This is a genomic window from Tamilnaduibacter salinus (assembly GCF_003096655.1).
GTDB lineage: Bacteria > Pseudomonadota > Gammaproteobacteria > Pseudomonadales > Oleiphilaceae > Tamilnaduibacter > Tamilnaduibacter salinus.
Window position 1 is genome coordinate 335,851 of sequence record NZ_QEKQ01000001.1, and the last position, 17,287, is coordinate 353,137.

Here is a 17,287-nt window from a genome sequence, read left to right on the forward strand (position 1 = left end):
AGCGGACTTTATAAACATGATGAGTTGTCACGTTGACGCGAATGCCGGGCGCTTGGGCCAAGAAGCCCGGAGAACACCCGTCAGGCCCGGGCGTTCTTGATGATGTCGTAGGCGTTGGAGATTTCCCGGGTTTTCTCTTCGGCCATCTCCCTCATGCTGTCCGGCATGCCGCGGCCGGCCAGCTTGTCCGGGTGGTTTTCGCTCATCAGCTTTCGATACGCCTTCTTGATCTCGCTGTCGCTTGCCGACGGGGAAACGCCCAGAACCTTGTACGCATCCTCAAGCTGTTTTTCAGTGGATGCGCCGCCGGCGGCACCCCCGCCGCCGCGCTGGGCCCCGCGCAGCATGGCTTCGAGCTGTTCCACCTGGGAGTCCGGCAGACCAAGACGGCGGGCAATCCGCAGCAGCATGTCGTGTTCGGCCGCGTCCACCGTCCCGTCGGCGGCAATCGCTGACACCTGAACCTGCAGGAACATCTGGAGCAGGGAGGACTGGCCCCGCGTCATCCGCAGGAAGTTATCCAGCTCCGCGTCCAGATCGAAATCCGGCGCCTTCCCTCGTCCGAAGGCGGCCTTGGCTTTCTCGCGCTGCTCCGGGCTCAGGCGCAGACGCGTGAACAGCGCCTCGGCCACATCAATCTCGTCCTGCGTGACCACGCCATCCGCTTTGCAGACGGCGCCCATGACCGCGAATGTGGATTCGAGAAAGCGGTCCTGAACGCCCTGGATGCCCTGTTGGAGGCGTGAGCGGATTACCCGGCTGATCATGAAACCAGCGAAGGCGCCCAGCAGCAGTCCGGGGACGCGGGCGAACTGGAAGCCGATCAGGGCGCCGATAAACATCGCAAACATGGGTCAGTGGACTCCTGGCTGCATCAGAATGTCTTTGAGGTGTCGTTCGATGGTGAACACATGGGGGTCGTGGACCTCCAGCTCCCGCAGGGCATCGGCGAGTCGCAGCAGGTACTCGTGATTGGGGCCACTCGGTCCGTGCGAGTGCGCAATCTGCCCGGCAATCTCGGATTCCGGCGCCGGCCCCAGAAAGGCGGCGTTGTCTTCGGTGGCAATGTACACGAGTCCGTCGGCGTGATCGCCATCCATGAACGTCATGGGGGTTGTGAACCGCAGGTAGCCATTCTTTTCCCGGACGTCCAGATGATCAAACACCTTCGGGGAGACGTGATAGGCCATTCCAAGGCAGGTTTCGCCCGGCGCCCGGATCAGAGTGACCACCCGGCCCGGGGCGTCCGGTGTGCCGCGATGATCGTGTGAGCCCTGCCAGAACCGGCGCACCCAGCCATCGATGGTGGCCGGCCGGCGCTCGATGTAGGGAAAGTCGGCCTTGAAGATCAGGGATCCGTATCCGAACAACCAGAGGCTGTCATGCTGATCGAGGTTCTGGCGCTGGCGGTTTCGTTCGATGGTGTTGAAAGACATGGTCTCCCGGGCTCACTCGCTGGAGCGGCTATTCTGACACAAACCGCCTTTGGCGAGGAAACCGGCCATCCTGACTGGTCAGGTGTGGCTCTGGCAGGTTATAAACGCAGCGAGACGGCCTGCAACGGGAGATGACAGCACGTGACACCGCCACTGGGAATCATCGAAGGCTTTTACGGCCCCTTCTGGAGCTGGGGAGAGCGTCGGGAACTGGTGACAAGACTGGCGCCGGCCGGTTACCGCCACTACCTGTATGCGCCCAAGGCCGATGTCTGTCTGCGTCGCCGGTGGCGCGATGCCCACCCTCCGGAGCATGAGGAGGGGCTCCGGTCGCTGGCCGAGCACTGCCATGGTCACGGGGTCCGGTTCGGTATCGGGCTGAGCCCCTTTGAGGTGTTCCAGCAGTTCGATGACCGGGCCCGACGCGCACTGGCCGACAAGCTGGCGTTCTTCGATGATCTGGGGGTCGATGACCTGGCGATTCTGTTCGACGATATGTCCGGTGATACGCCGGATCTTGCCAGGCGCCAGGCGGACATCCTGCATTGGGTACAGAGCCGTACCGGCGCCACCCGGCTGATGGTCTGTCCCACCTACTATTCCGATGATCCGGTGCTGGATCGGGTGTTTGGTGAGCGCCCGGCGGGTTACCTGGAAGCCCTGGGCGAGTTTCTGGCGCCGGACATCGACGTCTTCTGGACCGGGGAGGAGGTCTGTTCCCGGGACGTGTCTCCGGGGCATCTGGATCGCATCGCAACGCGTCTCGGGCGGCGCCCGATGCTGTGGGACAACTACCCTGTCAATGACGGCGATCGCATGTCCCAGCACCTGCATCTGAGAGGGTTTTCCGGTCGGCCGGCGGCTAATTCGGAGCGACTTTCGGCCCATTTTATCAATCCGGCCCTGCAGCCCACGTTGACCGCGATCCCCGCCCTGACCCTCGCCGACAGCTATTGGCAGGGGGAGGCTTACGAATACGGTCGCGCCTTTGCGAAGGCGGCGGCGAGCGTCCTTGGCGACGAGCTGGCTGACGTCGTGCGCTCGAATCTGCTGCAACTGGAGGACGGGGGGCTGTCCCGGATGACGCCGGAGCGTCGTGACGAACTGGCGGCGGTCTACCAGGCATACGATCATCCCGGTGCCCGCGAGATCGTGCGGTGGCTGCAGGGGCAGGATCGGGTGACGCCCGAAACGGTGCAGACCCAGTAGCAGGCAGGGCGCTCGCAGTTCCTGACCCGCTCGCCTGTCAGAGCATCAGGGCGACGCTGATCCCGCTCAGCAGTGACAGCGCCATGGGCCCGGCGACTCGCATACCGAGGGCGCGTGTTCCGATGGCGCCTGCCATGGTTGCCTTGATGAGGTTGTTGACGGCCGAGGCAATGATGATCCCGAGCACGGCCGTCTCCGGTGCGATGGTTGATTGGGACAGGCGGGTCAGCGACAGGGTGATGGCGTCCACATCCGCCACGCCGGAAGTGGCGGCCAGCAGGTAGATGCCAGCGTCCCCGAACCAGGTCCGGAGATAATGTCCCACCACGAGGATGAGTGTCAGCAATGCGCCGAACACCAGTGCCGACTTCAGGTCCAGTGGGTTCATGCGCAGTGTGGGCTGGTCCACGGTCAGTCGCGACCGGTTGCGCTGCCAGACGAGAATTGCCGGCAGATAGAGAGCGGTGGCCATCACCAGAACCGGCGTGGCAAGCATCGGCAGCAGCGTCGGGCTGATCACAAGACCGTAAGCCAGGATGCGGGGGAACATGGTGCCACAGGCGACCAGAATGCCGGTCGCGAGTTGTGGAGACAGCACTTCGTTGTTACGTGATTGTCGCGCGAAATGCAGTGTCAGAGCCGTGGAGGAGCTCAGTCCGGCAAACAGCCCGGTAAACAGTATCCCTTTGCCAGTTCCCGACACGCGAACCGCGGAATACCCGACGAATGAGATGGAGGCGATCAGGACCACCATCCACCAGATTTCGTAGGGGTTGAGCACACCGCCCGGGCCCATCGGCCGATTGGGCAGCAGCGGCAGGGTTACCACGCTGATCAGCAGCAATTTGAGAGCGGCATCCAGTTCTCGGGACTGGAGTTTGAGGACGAGACCGTGAATCTCCCGCTTATTGTCCAGGATCAGAGCGGTGATGACCGCTGCCGCCGTGGCAAGCGTGGCGCTGACGGCAACGGCCAGCGCCCCGAAGCAGAACGTCATCAGCAGGCCGACCACGCTGGTGATACTGTAGTCCTGACGGGCCCGGACCCGCTCCCGATAGCCTACCAGACCGAGCCCGGTCAGCCCGAGGAAAACCACTGGAAACACCCAGGGCGTCAGCGCTGTCGACAGCAGGGCGGCAATGCCTCCAAGCAGACCGGTCAGGGCGAAGGTGCGGATGCCCGCCACCCGCTCGCCGGCCTCTCTTTCACGCGCATTCCACCCCCTTTCGAGCCCCACCAGAGTGCCCAGTAACAGGGCGACCAGCAGGTTCAGTGCGGTCTGGTTGCTTTCGATAAGCTGGCTGGCCAGCGGTTCCATGGGGCGCTGCTCTCCTGTTCTGACGTGATCCTGTCAGTATGACGCAACCAAGTCACCACTGTCAGACGCTCAGCCTCTGCCGCTCACATCTGAGCCGATCACCGGGTTTCAGAGCCCGTATTTATCCTCAATGGCGTCATACATGCCGTTGTCCCGGATCGCGTCCAGTGCCTCGTTCAGCTTCTCGATGACCGCATCCGGGGTATCGGGGTTCATCGCCAGGTACAGCTCGGTTTTGTTGAACGAGTACACGGGCTTCAAGCCCTCCACATCCTGCTGCGATGCGAAATAGGGGCCCGCGAGCCGGTCGGCAATCCACAGGTCGATCTGCCCCATGGCCAGGCGCTTGGGGTTCAGGTCGTCGCTGTCGAGTTGCGAGACGGTATAGCCGCGCTTAAGCAGGTACTGGGTCATGACGTCGCCGCGATAGCCGCCAATCTTCTTGCCCCGGGCGTCCTCGAGCTCATCCATTTCAATGTCGCTGTCGCCGGCGGCGAAAATGGTCCAGAGGTTCCGGGTCAGGGGACCGACCCATTTGAATTGGGGCGCACGATCTTCGGTGTAGGTCGTGCAGAAGATGCCGTGGTGTGTGTTATCCAGAACGCGACCGTAGGCATAGTCCCAGTTCCGCAGTTTGATGATGTACTCCATGTCAGTCTGCCCCATGATGGCTTTGACCATCTCGGTGCACAGACCATCGATATTCTCGCCCTTGTGCTCGAACGCCCGTCCGGAGGCGCTCATGTTATAGGGCGGGAAGTTTTCGGTGTAGAAGTAAAGCTTGCCGTCCACCTGGGCGTTGGCGGTGGGCAGCAGAGTGAATAGAAGCAGGGTGAAAGCGAGCGTTTTGACCATGGCAGGAGCTCTCCGTCCGTTGGGTGGCGATCTGCAGGTCCGGGTCAGGCCGGACCGCACCTGAAACGGCGCAGAGCTTACCCCAGATGCCGGGCGAAATTCGTTGCTTGCCCTGTTCGTTTTTGTAAAGGGCGGAAAGCACGGATTGACGTCGCTGCCGCGGGTTGTTCAGCGAGCACCCTAAGCGCTCAGACTCACAGGAACGCGGGCCTGTCGACAAGCCAGGTGATCGCCTGGTCAGCATCCATGGGAGGGGCAATGTGATAGCCCTGGACCCGGTCGCAGTTCATTGCCGCAAGCATTGACTGAACCTCGGCGGTTTCCACACCCTCTGCGACGACTTCATACCCCAGGTCATGACACATGTTGACGGTTGTCCGCACGATGGTTGAGTCGCCATCATTCTCGTCCATGCCCGTGACGAAAGAGCGGTCAATCTTGATTTCGCCGATCGGGAGCTTGCGGATGTAAGACAGCGACGAGTGCCCGGTGCCGAAGTCGTCGATGGACAGGCCGATCTGAGCCTCCTTGAGCGCACGCAGTGTTTGGATTGCGCTTTTCGGGTCGGTCATCGCTTCGGTTTCCGTTACCTCCATCACCAGATTTCTGGCATCCACCTGTGAGCTTGAAAGCAGGTCTTTCGCCTGTTCGGAAAAACCGGGCTCACGGAGGTTCACCGCAGAAATATTGACAGCCACGGTTATCGTCGGGTCAACGTGGTTGAGTTGATGACAGAAAGACAGTGCATTCGAGATGACCCACCGGGTCAGGGGCTTGATCAGGCCCGTCTGCTCCGCCATCGGGATGAACTCATCAGGCGGGATGATGCCGTATTCCGGATGCGACCAGCGCAGCAGGGCTTCAAACCCTTTCACCCGCTGGGTTTGTGGGTTCAGTTGTGGCTGGAAGTACAATCGTAATTTGTCGTTCTCGATGGCTGAACGCAGTTCGGTCATCAATGTCAGACGCCGTTCGCTGTAGGGATTCATCTCCGGCTTGTAGACGGCCACGGTGCCGGAGTGATGGCTGGCCTGGTCGAAGGCGATGAACGCCTGTCTGAGCAGCATATGGATATGGCCGTTGCCGTTCTCGGTGAAACTGCACCCCACCGTGAAGCTCAGATCCATCGATAGTCCCATAAAGTCGATTGGCTGAGCCATTTGCTCGGCAATGGAAGTCGCCTGACTCAGAAGTTCGTCGGGCTCCTGGCCGCTGAGGGCACAGGCGAACGTGACGCCTTCGACGTAGGCGGCGCAGTTCAGGGCGGTTTGCTCGGAGGTCCGGAGTGGCACCGCATTGGGGCAATCGCCGACGACCTGATTCAGTCGGATAGCGACTTTCTGCAGCAATTGGTCGGCATTGCGGTATCCCAGCGTTTTGTTGACCTCGTCAGCGCGACGTAAGTGCAGCAGGACGATGACCATCTCATGGCCTTCCGGCAGGTTCCCAAGCCGAGCTTGAACGCGATCCTCGAAAAGAAGCCGGTTTGGCAGTCCCGTTAGTTCATGATGACTGGCTGCGTGGAACAAGCGCTGTTCTGCGCGGCGCTGGGACTGGACGGCCTCCAGTGTGGACTGCTGTGCCTGGAATCGGGCTTCACGCTCACGATTAAACCGATCGGCAAGCGCGAATGAAAAGAGCAAAGCCTGTAGTGATGCGCCGAGCGAAATGCTGTTCACCGTCAGGAAGTTGGCTGGCAGCGCGCCAACCCGATTCAAGACGGCAAGGATGAGGCCTGCCAGTAGGGACATCCAGGCGAGAGAAAAAAGCCGAGCGCTGCGTTTGTGGTGATACCACAACCAAAGCCCCGCCATAAGGTTGGCGGCGGCGACGGGCAGGGACAGTATGACCGACAGCCGGGTTGAGATCTCGTAAGGGAGAACAAAAGCGCCCAGCAGGCATAGGATGGCCAGACTGATCAGTATCTGGAATAACCGGTTCACCTGTGGCTGATGACGTTTCAGATCCAGAAACTCCATCGTGAAAAGGCAGAACAGGATCTGACAAAGCGGCACAATCAGCAGAATGACCAGCTCATGGAGCCGGGGCGAATCCGGATACACATACTGGAAGGCGAATCCATGAAGGCTGCTCATCAAAACCAGCGTGGAGAACACCACGAGCACGTAATAGAGGTAGGCTTTTTTGCGCAGTGAGGCAAAGAGAAACAGGTTGAATGCACACATCACGAGCAGGATGCCGTATAGCGAGGCACGAAGGTTGCTGCCTGCTTCGCTATCGGCATGAAACGCGCGCTCCTGCCAGAGCGTCAACGGGACCTGCAGGGAACCCGATGTCTGAACCCGCAGGAGAATCGTCAGGTCACCGTCAGCGGGCAGCGTCACTGGGAAAAGAAAGTGACGATCCTGTATCGGGCGTCTATGGAAAGGCTGGCGATCTCCAGTCTCCGTGCGCTGTGTTACCCGACCGTCGACAATCTCGTACAAAGTGAGGTGATCGAGTAACGGATAACCGATTTCGAGTAGGCGTTTGATGGCGACAGACTTCGGGTTTTCCAGTTCAAGTCGAAACCAGTGAACAGCATCTTTGTAGCCACTATTGATTTCGCTTTTAACCGGCTGCCACTCAGCGTCGCGACGCCGTAGCACGTCGGCTACCGTCGTTTTGGCCGACGTCACGACCATCTCGATGTCAGAATCAATGGTCTGACGTTCGAGTTCGGGGTCAATCGTCAGCGCCAACACAGTGGAGGCCCACGGCGCCAGCCAGATGAGAAAGCAAAGTATCAGGGAGGAGATTGGCCTGGCAAAGCGGAGCGTCGTTGACGACGTTATGGCTTCATTGACTGGCACGGTGGCTCCCTGTTGCGGCGGTCTCGGCCGTCGTTTGTTGGCGGGTAGCGCGTTGCCACAGAGTGTAGCGCAAGGGTTTCCCGGATGGCGAAAGATGACCTGTTGCGACTTTCTACAGCGCAGACTCCCAGGCATCAGAACACCTGGCCGGCCGCCACCCCGGAGGCCCAGGCCCACTGGAAGTTGTGCCCGCCGAGATGGCCGGTGACATCCACCACCTCGCCAATGAAGAACAGGTCCGGCCGGTCGTTGACTGCCATGGTCTTTGACGACAGCTGACGGGTGTCGACGCCCCCGAGCGTGACTTCGGCCGTTCGGTAGCCCTCGGTGCCCGCCGGTTGAATGGACCATTGGTTGATGGTGTCGCCGATGGCGTCGAGTTGGCGGTTGTCGAGGTGCTGGAGGGGGCCGTGCCAGCCATTGAGGTCCGCGAACGCCCGGGCGAAGCGTCGTGGCAGGGTGCCCTGCAGGTAGTGCGCGACGGTCGACTCGGGCTGTTCCCGTCGCCGCTGGCGCAGTGTGTCCGCTGCCGTTTCACCGGGCAACAGATTAATGGACAGGGCATCGCCGGGTTCCCAGAAACTGGAAATCTGTAGCATTGACGGCCCGCTGAGACCGCGGTGCGTGACCAGCATGGGCTCACGGAAACGCTGGCCACGACAACCGACTTCCACCGGGCAACTGATGCCGGCCAGCGGTGCTAGCTGCTCTTTGAGTTCGGGATGCAGCGTAAATGGCACCAGTCCGGCCCGTGTCGGCTGCAGGGAGAGGCCGAACTGTTCGGCCAGTTCATAGCCAAACCCCGTGGCGCCCATGGTGGGAATCGACAGTCCCCCACAGGCCACCACCAGTGCCCCGCACTCCAGCGTTCCGCCGGACGTTGTCAGCGTAAAGCCGGCGTGACGGTCCCGGACCGATTCGACGGTGGTTTTCAGGCGGACCTCGACGCCGGCCCAGTCACACTCGGTCAGCAGCAGCTCGAGGATCTCCTTGCTGCTGTTCTGGCAGAAGAGCTGTCCGGCCGCCTTCTCCTCGTGCTCAATGCCATGGCGTTCCACCAGGTCCAGAAAATGCTCCGGCGTGTACCGTTTGAGCGCGGAAATGCAGTACGGCGGATTGTCCGAGAGAAAGTTGGCCGGCGTGCTGTTGAGGTTCGTGAAATTGCAGCGGCCCCCACCGGACATAAGGATTTTTTTGCCCGGCTTGCGGGCGTGGTCGAGCACCAGCACCCGTTGCCCGTTGTAGCCGGCAGTCAGGGCGCAAATCAGGCCGGCCGCGCCGGCGCCGATAACAATCACGTCGTAGGTTTCGGCCATGAGGAAGCAACAACCCGGAAAAATGAGCGGATATTGTACAGATTCTCTCGGATCGGAGAGTGGTCAAATGATCACCAGTGGGCTATGCTGAGACTCAGGATTGAAGCAGTTGCTTTAATTGTTGGTGTCCCTGTGTGACACCAATGCCTTTCACAAGAACAACAAGAGCCGATAACCGGGAGGAGGTGACCATGTCCGCCAGCGCAACGCCAGAAGGCGTTTCTGTGGAACCCCGCCATGTTCACTTCGACGTGGACGATGAGCTGAAAACGCTCTGGCATGGCAACGATGTGTTCCGAACCGCATTCATGAATGCGCTCTCGTTGCAGTTCCCGGACGGGGAGCAGCAATTCATCAACTCGGTGCGCCTCTACCGGGACCAGATTACCGACCCGAAACTCAAACAGGAGGTCCGGGGTTTCATCGGTCAGGAAGCGCTGCACAGTCGTGAGCACAAGCACTATAACGACGGGCTGAAAGCCCGGGGTTACGACATCGACGCCATCGATGCGCGCTTTCGCAAGCACATGGACTGGGTGGCGCGTCTGCCGGCCAGTCGGCAACTGGCCGGTACCTGTGCGGCAGAGCACTACACGGCGGTCCTGGCCAACGGCATCCTCAAGCATCCCGAATGGCTGGCGGATGCCACGCCCCGCATGCGGGAACTCTGGCGCTGGCATGCCATTGAGGAAACCGAGCACAAGTCCGTGGCGTTCGATGTCTATCGCCAGTGCATCGGCAATGAAAAGCTCCGCAAGCTGGTGTTCGTCTTCGTGACGTGGAACTTCTTCAAGTTCACCTTCCTGAACACCTGCACGCTGCTCCGGGCCGAAGGCAAGCTCTGGAGCCTGCGGACCTGGCTGGGTGGCCTGAACTTCCTCTGGGGCAAGCCGGGCGTGCTGCGCAAATCCCTGCCGGAGTTCTTCGAGTATTTCCGCACGGGCTTCCACCCGTGGGATCAGGACAACCGGGATTTGCTGGAAAAGAATCTCGGTGAGCTGAAGGCCGGCTACGTGGAGGCCAAAGCCAAGGCTGTGTGAACCACATCGCAGGTTGTGCTTCACTGATCTGGTAACAATGCACCACTTTGGGCTTGGGCAAAAACTTGCCTGGCCTTCCTGGAACAACGGGACTTCCGGATCAGAATAACAAGAGCGAGGCACAGCCGATGCGTGTTGGTTTGATAGTGGATTCCGCCTGCGATCTACCCCACGAGTTCACCCGGCAGAATGGCATCGTCATCCTGCCGGTGACCGCCCGGATTGATGACCAGACGTACATTGATGATCACGATCCGGTCAAAACGGCGGAGTTCTACGAGCGTGGCCTGCTTCAGAAAGGCCATCACGCCGAGACGGAAGCCTTTTCCGCCGAACAGATCCAAGACCTGTTTCTGAAAGACATTGTCACCCGCTACGACGTGGCGTTCTGTGAGACCGTCACCCGGTCGCGGAGCCTGATTTTCGACAACGCCACCGAAGCCATGAACAGTGTCATGGCCCACTATCAGGAGGCACGGGAGAAGGCCGGTCTGGACGGCCGGTTTTCCATGCGGGTGATCGACAGCAAGCAGATCTTCGCCGGTCAGGGGCTGTTGGCGGCCCATACGTTGCGGCTGATCGACGAGAATCTCTCCAAGAATGCGCTACGGAACCGGGTTGAGGACTTCACCGACCGGATCTACACCTGCGTCATTCCGCGTGATCTGCACTACATCCGTGAGCGGGCCCGGCGCCGGGGTGACAAGAGCGTCTCCTGGTTCGGTGCGTTCCTGGGCAAGGCGCTCAATATCACGCCCGTCATCTTCGGGCAGGGGGCCGAGGGGCGTCCGGTCGCCAAGACCCGCCGTTTCGATGTGGCGGTTGAGAAAGTCATGCAGTACGCGGCGGGCCGCGTCCGGGACGGATTGTTGAGCCCCTATGTCTGCCTCTCCTGTGGACTGTCCTGGGAGGAGATCAATGCATTGCCCGGGTTGGATGAGCTCAAGGCCGCCTGTGATGAAAACGGCGTCCAGCTGCTGCTCTCGCAGATGGGGATTACCAGCAGCATCTACATTGGCCCCGGTAGCCTCTGCCTGTCTCTGGGCGCGGAAGCGCACGATTTTACCGATTACCAGTGACTGTCCTGAATGCCCGGATTTTCCTGCCTCTGGAGCTAAGCCTCCTCTCACCAAGGCGTGCTAGGGTAGAGCCCCTGAAGCCCGGCGCGCCGGGCCCGAACCGCTATTCAAACGGGACGTTACACCATGGCAAACGATCCGAAATCGCTCGCCGACGCGTTGCTTGAGCAGCACGTTCAACACGAAATGGCTGCTCTCAAGGGCAGCAAGGTTCGCAAGGACCTGCGCCGGGAAGTGGCCGAACTATACCGACTGGGTGGTGAGATTACGCTGTCCCGGGCGGTGTCTCCGGAGCAGATCAACGGCGTGATCCGTCGGATCGTAGTGGATCTGGATCTGCACGGTGGTATTCCCGAACTGGCCGCTGAAATGGCCTCAAAAGTGGTCTCTGCACCGGTTCAGAAAGAGACGGCATTGAAAGACATCCTCTCCCGGGAGCAGGCGGCCGCCTTCGTTGAGGAGTTTCTCCAGATGCGTCATCAGCGCGAACGGCTGATCAGTGAAGTGCTGGCGCATCCGGTGTATCAGGAACTGGTGTCCAATCTCGTCTATCACGGTCTGGTGAACTACCTCTACGAGGACAACCTGATCTCCCGTAAGGTGCCCGGGGTCGGCTCGGCGATGAAGTTCGGCAAGAAGTGGGCAAACAAGGCTGTGCCCGGTATTGATGAGCAGTTCGAGAAGCGCATCAAGACCTGGCTCAGTGAAAGCCTGCCGGGCCTGCTCCAGCGCAGTGAAGAGTTCCTGCAGAACGCGCTGTCCGACGATGAGCTGCGTGACACCATCATGGCCGCCTGGAATGGGGTCGAGGACCGTACCCTGGCGGATCTTCAGGAAGGGGTCGGCGACCTGGAGCTGAACGAGTTCGTGGTGCTGGGGTACGAGTTCTGGCTTCGGTTCCGCGAGACGGAATTCTTTGAAGGATGCTACAAGGCGGTGGTGGACCACCTGTTCGAAAAATATGGGGATCAGGCGCTGACCGAGATCCTGCAGGAAATTGGTGTGACGGAGGAGGTCATCGCCACCGAGCTGGATACCTTCGTGGAGCCGGTGCTGGATCTGCTGCGTGAGGAAGGTTACATGGAGGCGGCGCTGCGCCGTCGCCTGGAGCCGTTCTACCATTCCGCCGCGGCACAGAAGGTGCTGTCTGGTGACTGACCGGCCATAAAAAACGGGAAGCCGCGCGGCTTCCCGTTTCTCTCTGCCTGCCCCGATGGGCCGGGCGAGCGATTACTTCTGCAGGTGCTCGATCTTGTTGGCCTTGCCATCCCACTCGGCGGCGTCCGGCAACGGATCTTTCTTCTCTGTGATGTTCGGCCACTTCGCGGCCAGTTCCTCGTTCAGTTCAAGGAACTTCTCCTGACCTTCCGGCAACTCGTCTTCCGAGTAGATGGCTTCCGCCGGGCACTCCGGTTCGCACAGTGCACAGTCGATGCACTCGTCCGGATCAATGACCAGGAAATTGGGACCTTCGTAGAAGCAGTCTACCGGGCAGACTTCCACGCAGTCGGTGTATTTGCACTGGATGCAGTTATCGGTGACGACAAATGTCATGTTGCAGTCCCTGGTGTTCAGTCGGTCTCATCAGTTGGCATCGGGCGCGTGACGCGTTCCCGCCCCCGGCTCGTTCTATTGTACGGATTCAGTCGAAATCTGTCCGCTCATTATTGGGGAGCGCTATTGTAGGCGCGGGTCGTTGATCAGGCAACACTCACCGTGATTTGGCGCAGGATGACAGCCCATGGAGGGCCCGGTGATCCGCCACGTTGTTGTTCGGCTACATTGGTTTTGCAACACCCCGTGAATGTGGCTCGCTACGAGAGCTGCCCCTTCAACTCATACAACCGGTTCAGCGCCTCGCGCGGCGTCAGGTTGTCCAGGTCCAGATCGGCCAGGGCTTTTTCCACGGCGCTGGGCTCCAGACTCGCAAACATATCGCCCTGGAGGACCGGGTCGGATGGCCGGGTTGTCGGCTTTTGCGGCGCCGGTTCGCCGTCCGCGGAGCCTTCCAGACGCTCCAGCTGGCGCCGGGCGTTACGGATCACGTCCTGTGGCACACCGGCCAATTGGGCCACCTGCAAGCCGTAACTCTGGCTCGCCGGGCCGTCGTGGACGGTGTGCAGGAACACGATGCTGTCGTCGTGCTCGGTGGCGGTCAGGTGCACGTTCACGGCCCGCTCAAGCTGTTCGGCCAGTTGTGTCAGCTCGAAATAGTGGGTGGCGAACAGGGTGTAGCAGCCCACATCCCGCGCCAGTTGCTCCGCCGTCGCCCAGGCCAGCGACAGACCGTCGAAGGTGCTGGTGCCCCGGCCGATCTCGTCCATCAGCACCAGGCTGGCACTGGTGGCGTTGTGCAGGATGTTGGCCGTTTCGGTCATCTCCACCATGAACGTCGAGCGACCGCCGGCGATGTCGTCGGAGGCTCCCATACGGGTAAAGATGCGGTCCACCGGCCCGACCCGCGCCTCGTCCGCCGGCACAAAGCTGCCCGTGTAAGCGAGCAGGGCAATCAGCGCGACCTGGCGCATGTAGGTGGACTTACCGCCCATGTTCGGACCGGTGAGAATCAGCATGCGGCGCTGATCGTCGATCAGCAGATCGTTCGGGACGAACGGCTCGTCCAGCAGTTGTTCCACCACCGGGTGACGGCCTGCCTGGATGTCCAGGCCCGGCTCCTCCGAGAATGTGGGCGGATTCAGCCGCAGGCTGGTGGCGCGCTCGGCAAAGTTGGCCAGCACGTCCAGCTCGGACAGCGCCTGGGCGGTGTCCTGCATGGGCGCGAGGGATTCGCCAAGCGTCGCGACCAGTTCATCATAGAGCGCCTTCTCGCGACCCAGTGCCCGGGTCCGGGCGCTCAGCGCCTTGTCCTCGAATTCCTTCAACTCCGGCGTGATGAACCGCTCGGCGTTCTTCAGAGTCTGGCGTCGAATGTATTCCGCCGGTGCCTGATCCGATTGGGCGCGGCTGATCTCGATGTAATAGCCATGCACGCGGTTATAGCCGACTTTCAGGGTGCTGATGCCAGTGCGCTCTTTCTCGCGGTTCTCGACGTCCAGCAGAAACTGACCGGCGTTCTCGCTGATATTGCGCAGATCGTCCAGCTCGTCGTCATAGCCCTCCCGGATGACACCGCCGTCTCGGATGACCACCGGCGGGTTGTCCACAATGGCTCGCGACAGGGTGTCGGCCAGCTCCGGGTAGGTGCTGATGGTCGCCGCCAGCGTCTGGATATGATCGGAGGCAACCGGCTCCAGTGTGTCCTGCAGCTCCGGCAGCCGGTTGAAGGCATCACGAAGTCGGGCCAGATCGCGCGGGCGCGCCGAGCGCAGGGCCACACGGGAGAGAATGCGTTCAATGTCGCCGACGGACTTGAGGTGGTCGTGGACCGGCTCGTAATGGAAACCGTCCAGCAGCGCGTCGACGGCGGTCTGACGATTCATGACTACGTCCACATCGCGCAGGGGGCGGTTCAGCCAGCGCCGCAGCATGCGCCCACCCATGGCGGTCGCGGTGCGATCCATCACCCACGCCAGCGTGTAGTTCTGGCCGCCGGTCAGATTGGTGTCGATTTCCAGATTGCGGCGGCTGGCGGCATCGAGAATCACCGCTTCCTCTCGTCGCTCGCGACTGAGCTTGCGGATGTGGGGCAGGGTGGTGCGCTGGGTCTCGCGGGCGTACTGCAGCAGGCAGCCGGCCGCGGACAGGGCGAGCGTGATGTCCTCACAGCCAAAGCCGGACAGATCGCGCACCTGCAACTGCTGGGTGATCAGCCGATGCGCCGTGTCCCGCTCGAACAGCCACGGGCCCTGGCGGCGGATGCCATTGAAGCCTTCCAGCAGCTCCTCATAGGGGAAATCCTCGCTGATCAGGATCTCGGCCGGGCGCAGTCGCTGTAGTTCGGCCTGAAGTGATTCCTCGCCGCTGAACTCGGAGACGGAAAACCGACCACTGGAGATGTCCAGCGTCGCCAGGCCGAACTCGTCGCGATGGTTGTGGATGGCCAGCAGCAGGTTGTCCTGACGGTCTTCCAGCAGCGCTTCGTCACTGAGCGTGCCTGGTGTGACGATGCGCACGACCTGGCGCTCGACCGGGCCCTTGCTGGCGGTCGGGTCGCCGAGCTGTTCGCAGATGGCAATTGAGTGCCCCCCACGGACCAGGCGCGCGATGTAGTTCTCGGCCGAGTGGAACGGCACCCCGGCCATGGGAATCGGCTGGCCGCCGGACTGGCCGCGCGCGGTCAGCGTAATGTCGAGAAGCTCGGCCGCTTTTTTGGCATCATCGTAGAACAGCTCATAGAAATCCCCCATGCGGTAGAACAGCAGCTCGTTCGGATGCTCCACCTTGATCTTCAGGTACTGCTGCATCATCGGGGTGTGTTTCGAGAGTTCCGTCGGTGCCGCTGACATGGGGGTTCCGTCGTGTTGATGTGCCGAAATGGATTGCGCAATGGGATGCTGTGAGCGCCGTTCGCCGGACTGGTTGTAAAGGCGTTGATCAGCGCGTCTTTAAAGGCTGGATTGTAAGAAAAAACCCCCTCTGATGAAATGCGGAGACGATGATGTCAACGAACGATACCGCACTGACAGACGCTGCCAATGCACTGGGCGATTTACTGCGCGAACGCGGACTCACGATGACCACGGCAGAGAGTTGCACCGGCGGCTGGGTCGCCAAGGTTCTGACAGATCGCCCCGGCAGCTCCGATTACGTCCACAGCGGCCTGGTGGTGTACGCCAATGAGGCGAAATCCGGCCTGCTCGGCGTGGGTGAGGACATGCTTGCCGAACACGGCGCCGTCAGCGAGCCGGTGGTGCGGGCGATGGTGTCCGGGGCACGGCGTGTTACCGGCGCCGATGTGGCCGTGGCCATCAGCGGTGTGGCGGGGCCCGGCGGCGGCACGGACGACAAACCGGTCGGGTTGGTCTGGTTCGCCTGGGGTGGCCCGGACGATGCGGTTCAGGCCCAAGCGGCCCGGTTCGACGGCGATCGCGACGCCGTCCGGCGTCAGTCTGTGCGGTTCGCGCTGGAATCGGTGACCCGTTCATTGTGGTGATCCGCGATGGAGAAAGGGGTTGTTTTTGGCACTGTTCATATATACAGTTCTGTACAGGTAACCGACAGCATTCGCGCGTCCGCGACAACGACGAGGTTCAATAGCAATGGAAGACAACCGCAAAAAAGCACTGAACGCGGCCCTGGGCCAGATTGAGCGTCAATTTGGCAAGGGCGCCGTCATGAAGATGGGCGATCAGCCGCGGGAAGCGATTCCGGCGGTGTCCACCGGCTCTCTGGGCCTCGACGTGGCCCTGGGCATTGGCGGGCTGCCCTATGGTCGGATCTGCGAGATCTACGGGCCGGAAAGCTCCGGTAAGACCACCATGACGCTGGAGCTGATCGCCCAGGCCCAGAAAGACGGCAAGACCTGTGCCTTCGTGGACGCCGAGCACGCGCTGGACCCGGTCTACGCGGAGAAGCTGGGCGTGGACGTGGACGAGCTGCTGGTCTCCCAGCCGGACACGGGTGAGCAGGCGCTGGAAATCGCGGACATGCTCGTGCGCTCCAACGCAGTCGATGTGATCATCGTGGACTCCGTGGCGGCGTTGACGCCGAAAGCGGAAATCGAAGGCGAAATGGGCGACTCCCACGTTGGCCTGCAGGCGCGACTGATGTCCCAGGCGTTGCGGAAGCTGACGGCGAACGTGAAGTCCTCCAACTGCATGATGGTGTTCATCAACCAGATCCGGATGAAGATCGGTGTGATGTTCGGCAGCCCGGAAACCACGACCGGCGGTAACGCGCTGAAGTTCTACTGCTCCGTTCGCCTGGACATCCGTCGGATTGGTTCCGTGAAGGAAGGCGACGAGGTGGTGGGCAACGAAACCCGCGTGAAAGTGGTCAAGAACAAGGTGTCGCCGCCGTTCAAGCAGGCTGAATTCCAGATCATGTACGGCACCGGCATCAACCGGCTGGCCGAGATTGTCGACATGGGCGTGAAGGAAGGCTTCGTCGAGAAGTCCGGCGCCTGGTACAGCTACAATGGTGACAAGATCGGCCAGGGCAAAGCCAACGCCAGCAAGTTCCTGAGCGACAACCGGGAAGTGGCCCAAGAGATCGAAACCAAGATCCGTGAGAAGCTGATGCCGAAGCCCGATCCGAAAAAGGCCGATGGCGAGTCTGACGAGAAAGAAACCGTGGACGCGAACGAGGAGCTGCTCTGATCC

14 protein-coding genes are annotated in these 17,287 nt (G+C 61.1%); 6 read left to right on the forward strand and 8 right to left on the reverse strand.

Features of this window, described 5'->3' with window-relative positions:
- Nucleotides 1–80: 80 nt before the first annotated feature.
- Both djlA and C8D92_RS01605 read right to left on the reverse strand, forming a co-directional pair.
- Entirely contained in the window at nucleotides 81–851 is a 771-nt protein-coding gene (djlA, locus tag C8D92_RS01600; RefSeq protein ID WP_116918237.1) for a co-chaperone DjlA, read from the reverse strand.
- Nucleotides 852–854: 3 nt separating this feature from the next.
- Entirely contained in the window at nucleotides 855–1,436 is a 582-nt protein-coding gene (locus C8D92_RS01605; protein WP_116918238.1) for a gamma-glutamylcyclotransferase, read from the reverse strand.
- A gap of 141 nt (nucleotides 1,437–1,577) precedes the next feature.
- On the opposite strand from C8D92_RS01605, the gene C8D92_RS01610 reads away from it, so the two are divergent.
- Complete coding sequence (locus tag C8D92_RS01610; protein ID WP_116918239.1) at nucleotides 1,578–2,645, forward strand: beta-N-acetylglucosaminidase domain-containing protein; 1,068 nt, start codon at nucleotides 1,578–1,580, stop codon at nucleotides 2,643–2,645.
- A gap of 37 nt (nucleotides 2,646–2,682) precedes the next feature.
- On the opposite strand, the gene C8D92_RS01615 is transcribed toward C8D92_RS01610, so the two are convergent.
- The 4 genes from C8D92_RS01615 to C8D92_RS01630 form a co-directional block, all read right to left on the reverse strand.
- Nucleotides 2,683–3,963 carry an MgtC/SapB family protein gene (locus tag C8D92_RS01615; protein WP_116918240.1) on the reverse strand — a complete coding sequence of 427 codons (1,281 nt, stop codon included), beginning with the start codon at nucleotides 3,961–3,963 and terminating at the stop codon, nucleotides 2,683–2,685.
- Between the two features lie 108 nt (nucleotides 3,964–4,071).
- Complete coding sequence (locus C8D92_RS01620; RefSeq protein WP_095610260.1) at nucleotides 4,072–4,818, reverse strand: substrate-binding periplasmic protein; 747 nt, start codon at nucleotides 4,816–4,818, stop codon at nucleotides 4,072–4,074.
- A 194-nt stretch (nucleotides 4,819–5,012) separates the two neighbouring features.
- Nucleotides 5,013–7,631, reverse strand: a complete 2,619-nt coding sequence (locus tag C8D92_RS01625) for an EAL domain-containing protein (protein WP_165819216.1) — start codon at nucleotides 7,629–7,631, stop codon at nucleotides 5,013–5,015.
- 134 nt (nucleotides 7,632–7,765) lie between these two features.
- Entirely contained in the window at nucleotides 7,766–8,947 is a 1,182-nt protein-coding gene (locus C8D92_RS01630; protein WP_116918242.1) for a BaiN/RdsA family NAD(P)/FAD-dependent oxidoreductase, read from the reverse strand.
- 191 nt (nucleotides 8,948–9,138) lie between these two features.
- On the opposite strand from C8D92_RS01630, the gene C8D92_RS01635 reads away from it, so the two are divergent.
- The 3 genes from C8D92_RS01635 (at nucleotide 9,139) to C8D92_RS01645 (ending at nucleotide 12,224) form a co-directional block, all read left to right on the forward strand.
- On the forward strand, nucleotides 9,139–9,987 hold the full coding sequence (locus tag C8D92_RS01635; protein WP_095610257.1) for a metal-dependent hydrolase: 849 nt from the start codon (nucleotides 9,139–9,141) through the stop codon (nucleotides 9,985–9,987).
- 128 nt (nucleotides 9,988–10,115) lie between these two features.
- Entirely contained in the window at nucleotides 10,116–11,066 is a 951-nt protein-coding gene (locus tag C8D92_RS01640; protein WP_116918243.1) for a DegV family protein, read from the forward strand.
- A gap of 126 nt (nucleotides 11,067–11,192) precedes the next feature.
- Complete coding sequence (locus tag C8D92_RS01645) at nucleotides 11,193–12,224, forward strand: hypothetical protein (RefSeq protein ID WP_116918244.1); 1,032 nt, start codon at nucleotides 11,193–11,195, stop codon at nucleotides 12,222–12,224.
- A gap of 72 nt (nucleotides 12,225–12,296) precedes the next feature.
- Here C8D92_RS01645 and fdxA read toward each other — a convergent pair whose 3' ends face one another.
- Together fdxA and mutS are read right to left on the reverse strand one after the other, a co-directional pair.
- Nucleotides 12,297–12,620, reverse strand: coding sequence for a ferredoxin FdxA (fdxA, locus tag C8D92_RS01650; RefSeq protein ID WP_095610254.1), 324 nt, complete (start codon nucleotides 12,618–12,620; stop codon nucleotides 12,297–12,299).
- Between the two features lie 260 nt (nucleotides 12,621–12,880).
- A complete protein-coding gene (mutS, locus tag C8D92_RS01655) occupies nucleotides 12,881–15,472 on the reverse strand; it encodes a DNA mismatch repair protein MutS (protein ID WP_116918245.1) in 2,592 nt (863 codons plus the stop codon).
- Nucleotides 15,473–15,624: 152 nt separating this feature from the next.
- On the opposite strand from mutS, the gene C8D92_RS01660 reads away from it, so the two are divergent.
- The gene (locus tag C8D92_RS01660) at nucleotides 15,625–16,119 is read left to right on the forward strand and encodes a CinA family protein (protein WP_095610252.1); all 495 of its coding nucleotides are present in this window, start codon (nucleotides 15,625–15,627) and stop codon (nucleotides 16,117–16,119) included.
- Between the two features lie 106 nt (nucleotides 16,120–16,225).
- Nucleotides 16,226–17,284, forward strand: a complete 1,059-nt coding sequence (gene recA, locus C8D92_RS01665) for a recombinase RecA (RefSeq protein WP_116918246.1) — start codon at nucleotides 16,226–16,228, stop codon at nucleotides 17,282–17,284.
- Nucleotides 17,285–17,287: the final 3 nt, after the last annotated feature.

What these genes read in the sequence shown, in the direction of transcription:
- djlA (WP_116918237.1), bottom strand. Translation starts at nt 851, where the DNA reads ATGTTTGCGATGTTTATCGGCGCCCTGATCGGCTTCCAGTTCGCCCGC.
- C8D92_RS01605 (WP_116918238.1), bottom strand. Translation starts at nt 1,436, where the DNA reads ATGTCTTTCAACACCATCGAACGAAACCGCCAGCGCCAGAACCTCGAT.
- C8D92_RS01615 (WP_116918240.1), bottom strand. Translation starts at nt 3,963, where the DNA reads ATGGAACCGCTGGCCAGCCAGCTTATCGAAAGCAACCAGACCGCACTG.
- C8D92_RS01620 (WP_095610260.1), bottom strand. Translation starts at nt 4,818, where the DNA reads ATGGTCAAAACGCTCGCTTTCACCCTGCTTCTATTCACTCTGCTGCCC.
- C8D92_RS01630 (WP_116918242.1), bottom strand. Translation starts at nt 8,947, where the DNA reads ATGGCCGAAACCTACGACGTGATTGTTATCGGCGCCGGCGCGGCCGGC.
- C8D92_RS01635 (WP_095610257.1), top strand. Translation starts at nt 9,139, where the DNA reads ATGTCCGCCAGCGCAACGCCAGAAGGCGTTTCTGTGGAACCCCGCCAT.
- C8D92_RS01640 (WP_116918243.1), top strand. Translation starts at nt 10,116, where the DNA reads ATGCGTGTTGGTTTGATAGTGGATTCCGCCTGCGATCTACCCCACGAG.
- C8D92_RS01645 (WP_116918244.1), top strand. Translation starts at nt 11,193, where the DNA reads ATGGCAAACGATCCGAAATCGCTCGCCGACGCGTTGCTTGAGCAGCAC.
- fdxA (WP_095610254.1), bottom strand. Translation starts at nt 12,620, where the DNA reads ATGACATTTGTCGTCACCGATAACTGCATCCAGTGCAAATACACCGAC.
- mutS (WP_116918245.1), bottom strand. Translation starts at nt 15,472, where the DNA reads ATGTCAGCGGCACCGACGGAACTCTCGAAACACACCCCGATGATGCAG.
- C8D92_RS01660 (WP_095610252.1), top strand. Translation starts at nt 15,625, where the DNA reads ATGTCAACGAACGATACCGCACTGACAGACGCTGCCAATGCACTGGGC.
- recA (WP_116918246.1), top strand. Translation starts at nt 16,226, where the DNA reads ATGGAAGACAACCGCAAAAAAGCACTGAACGCGGCCCTGGGCCAGATT.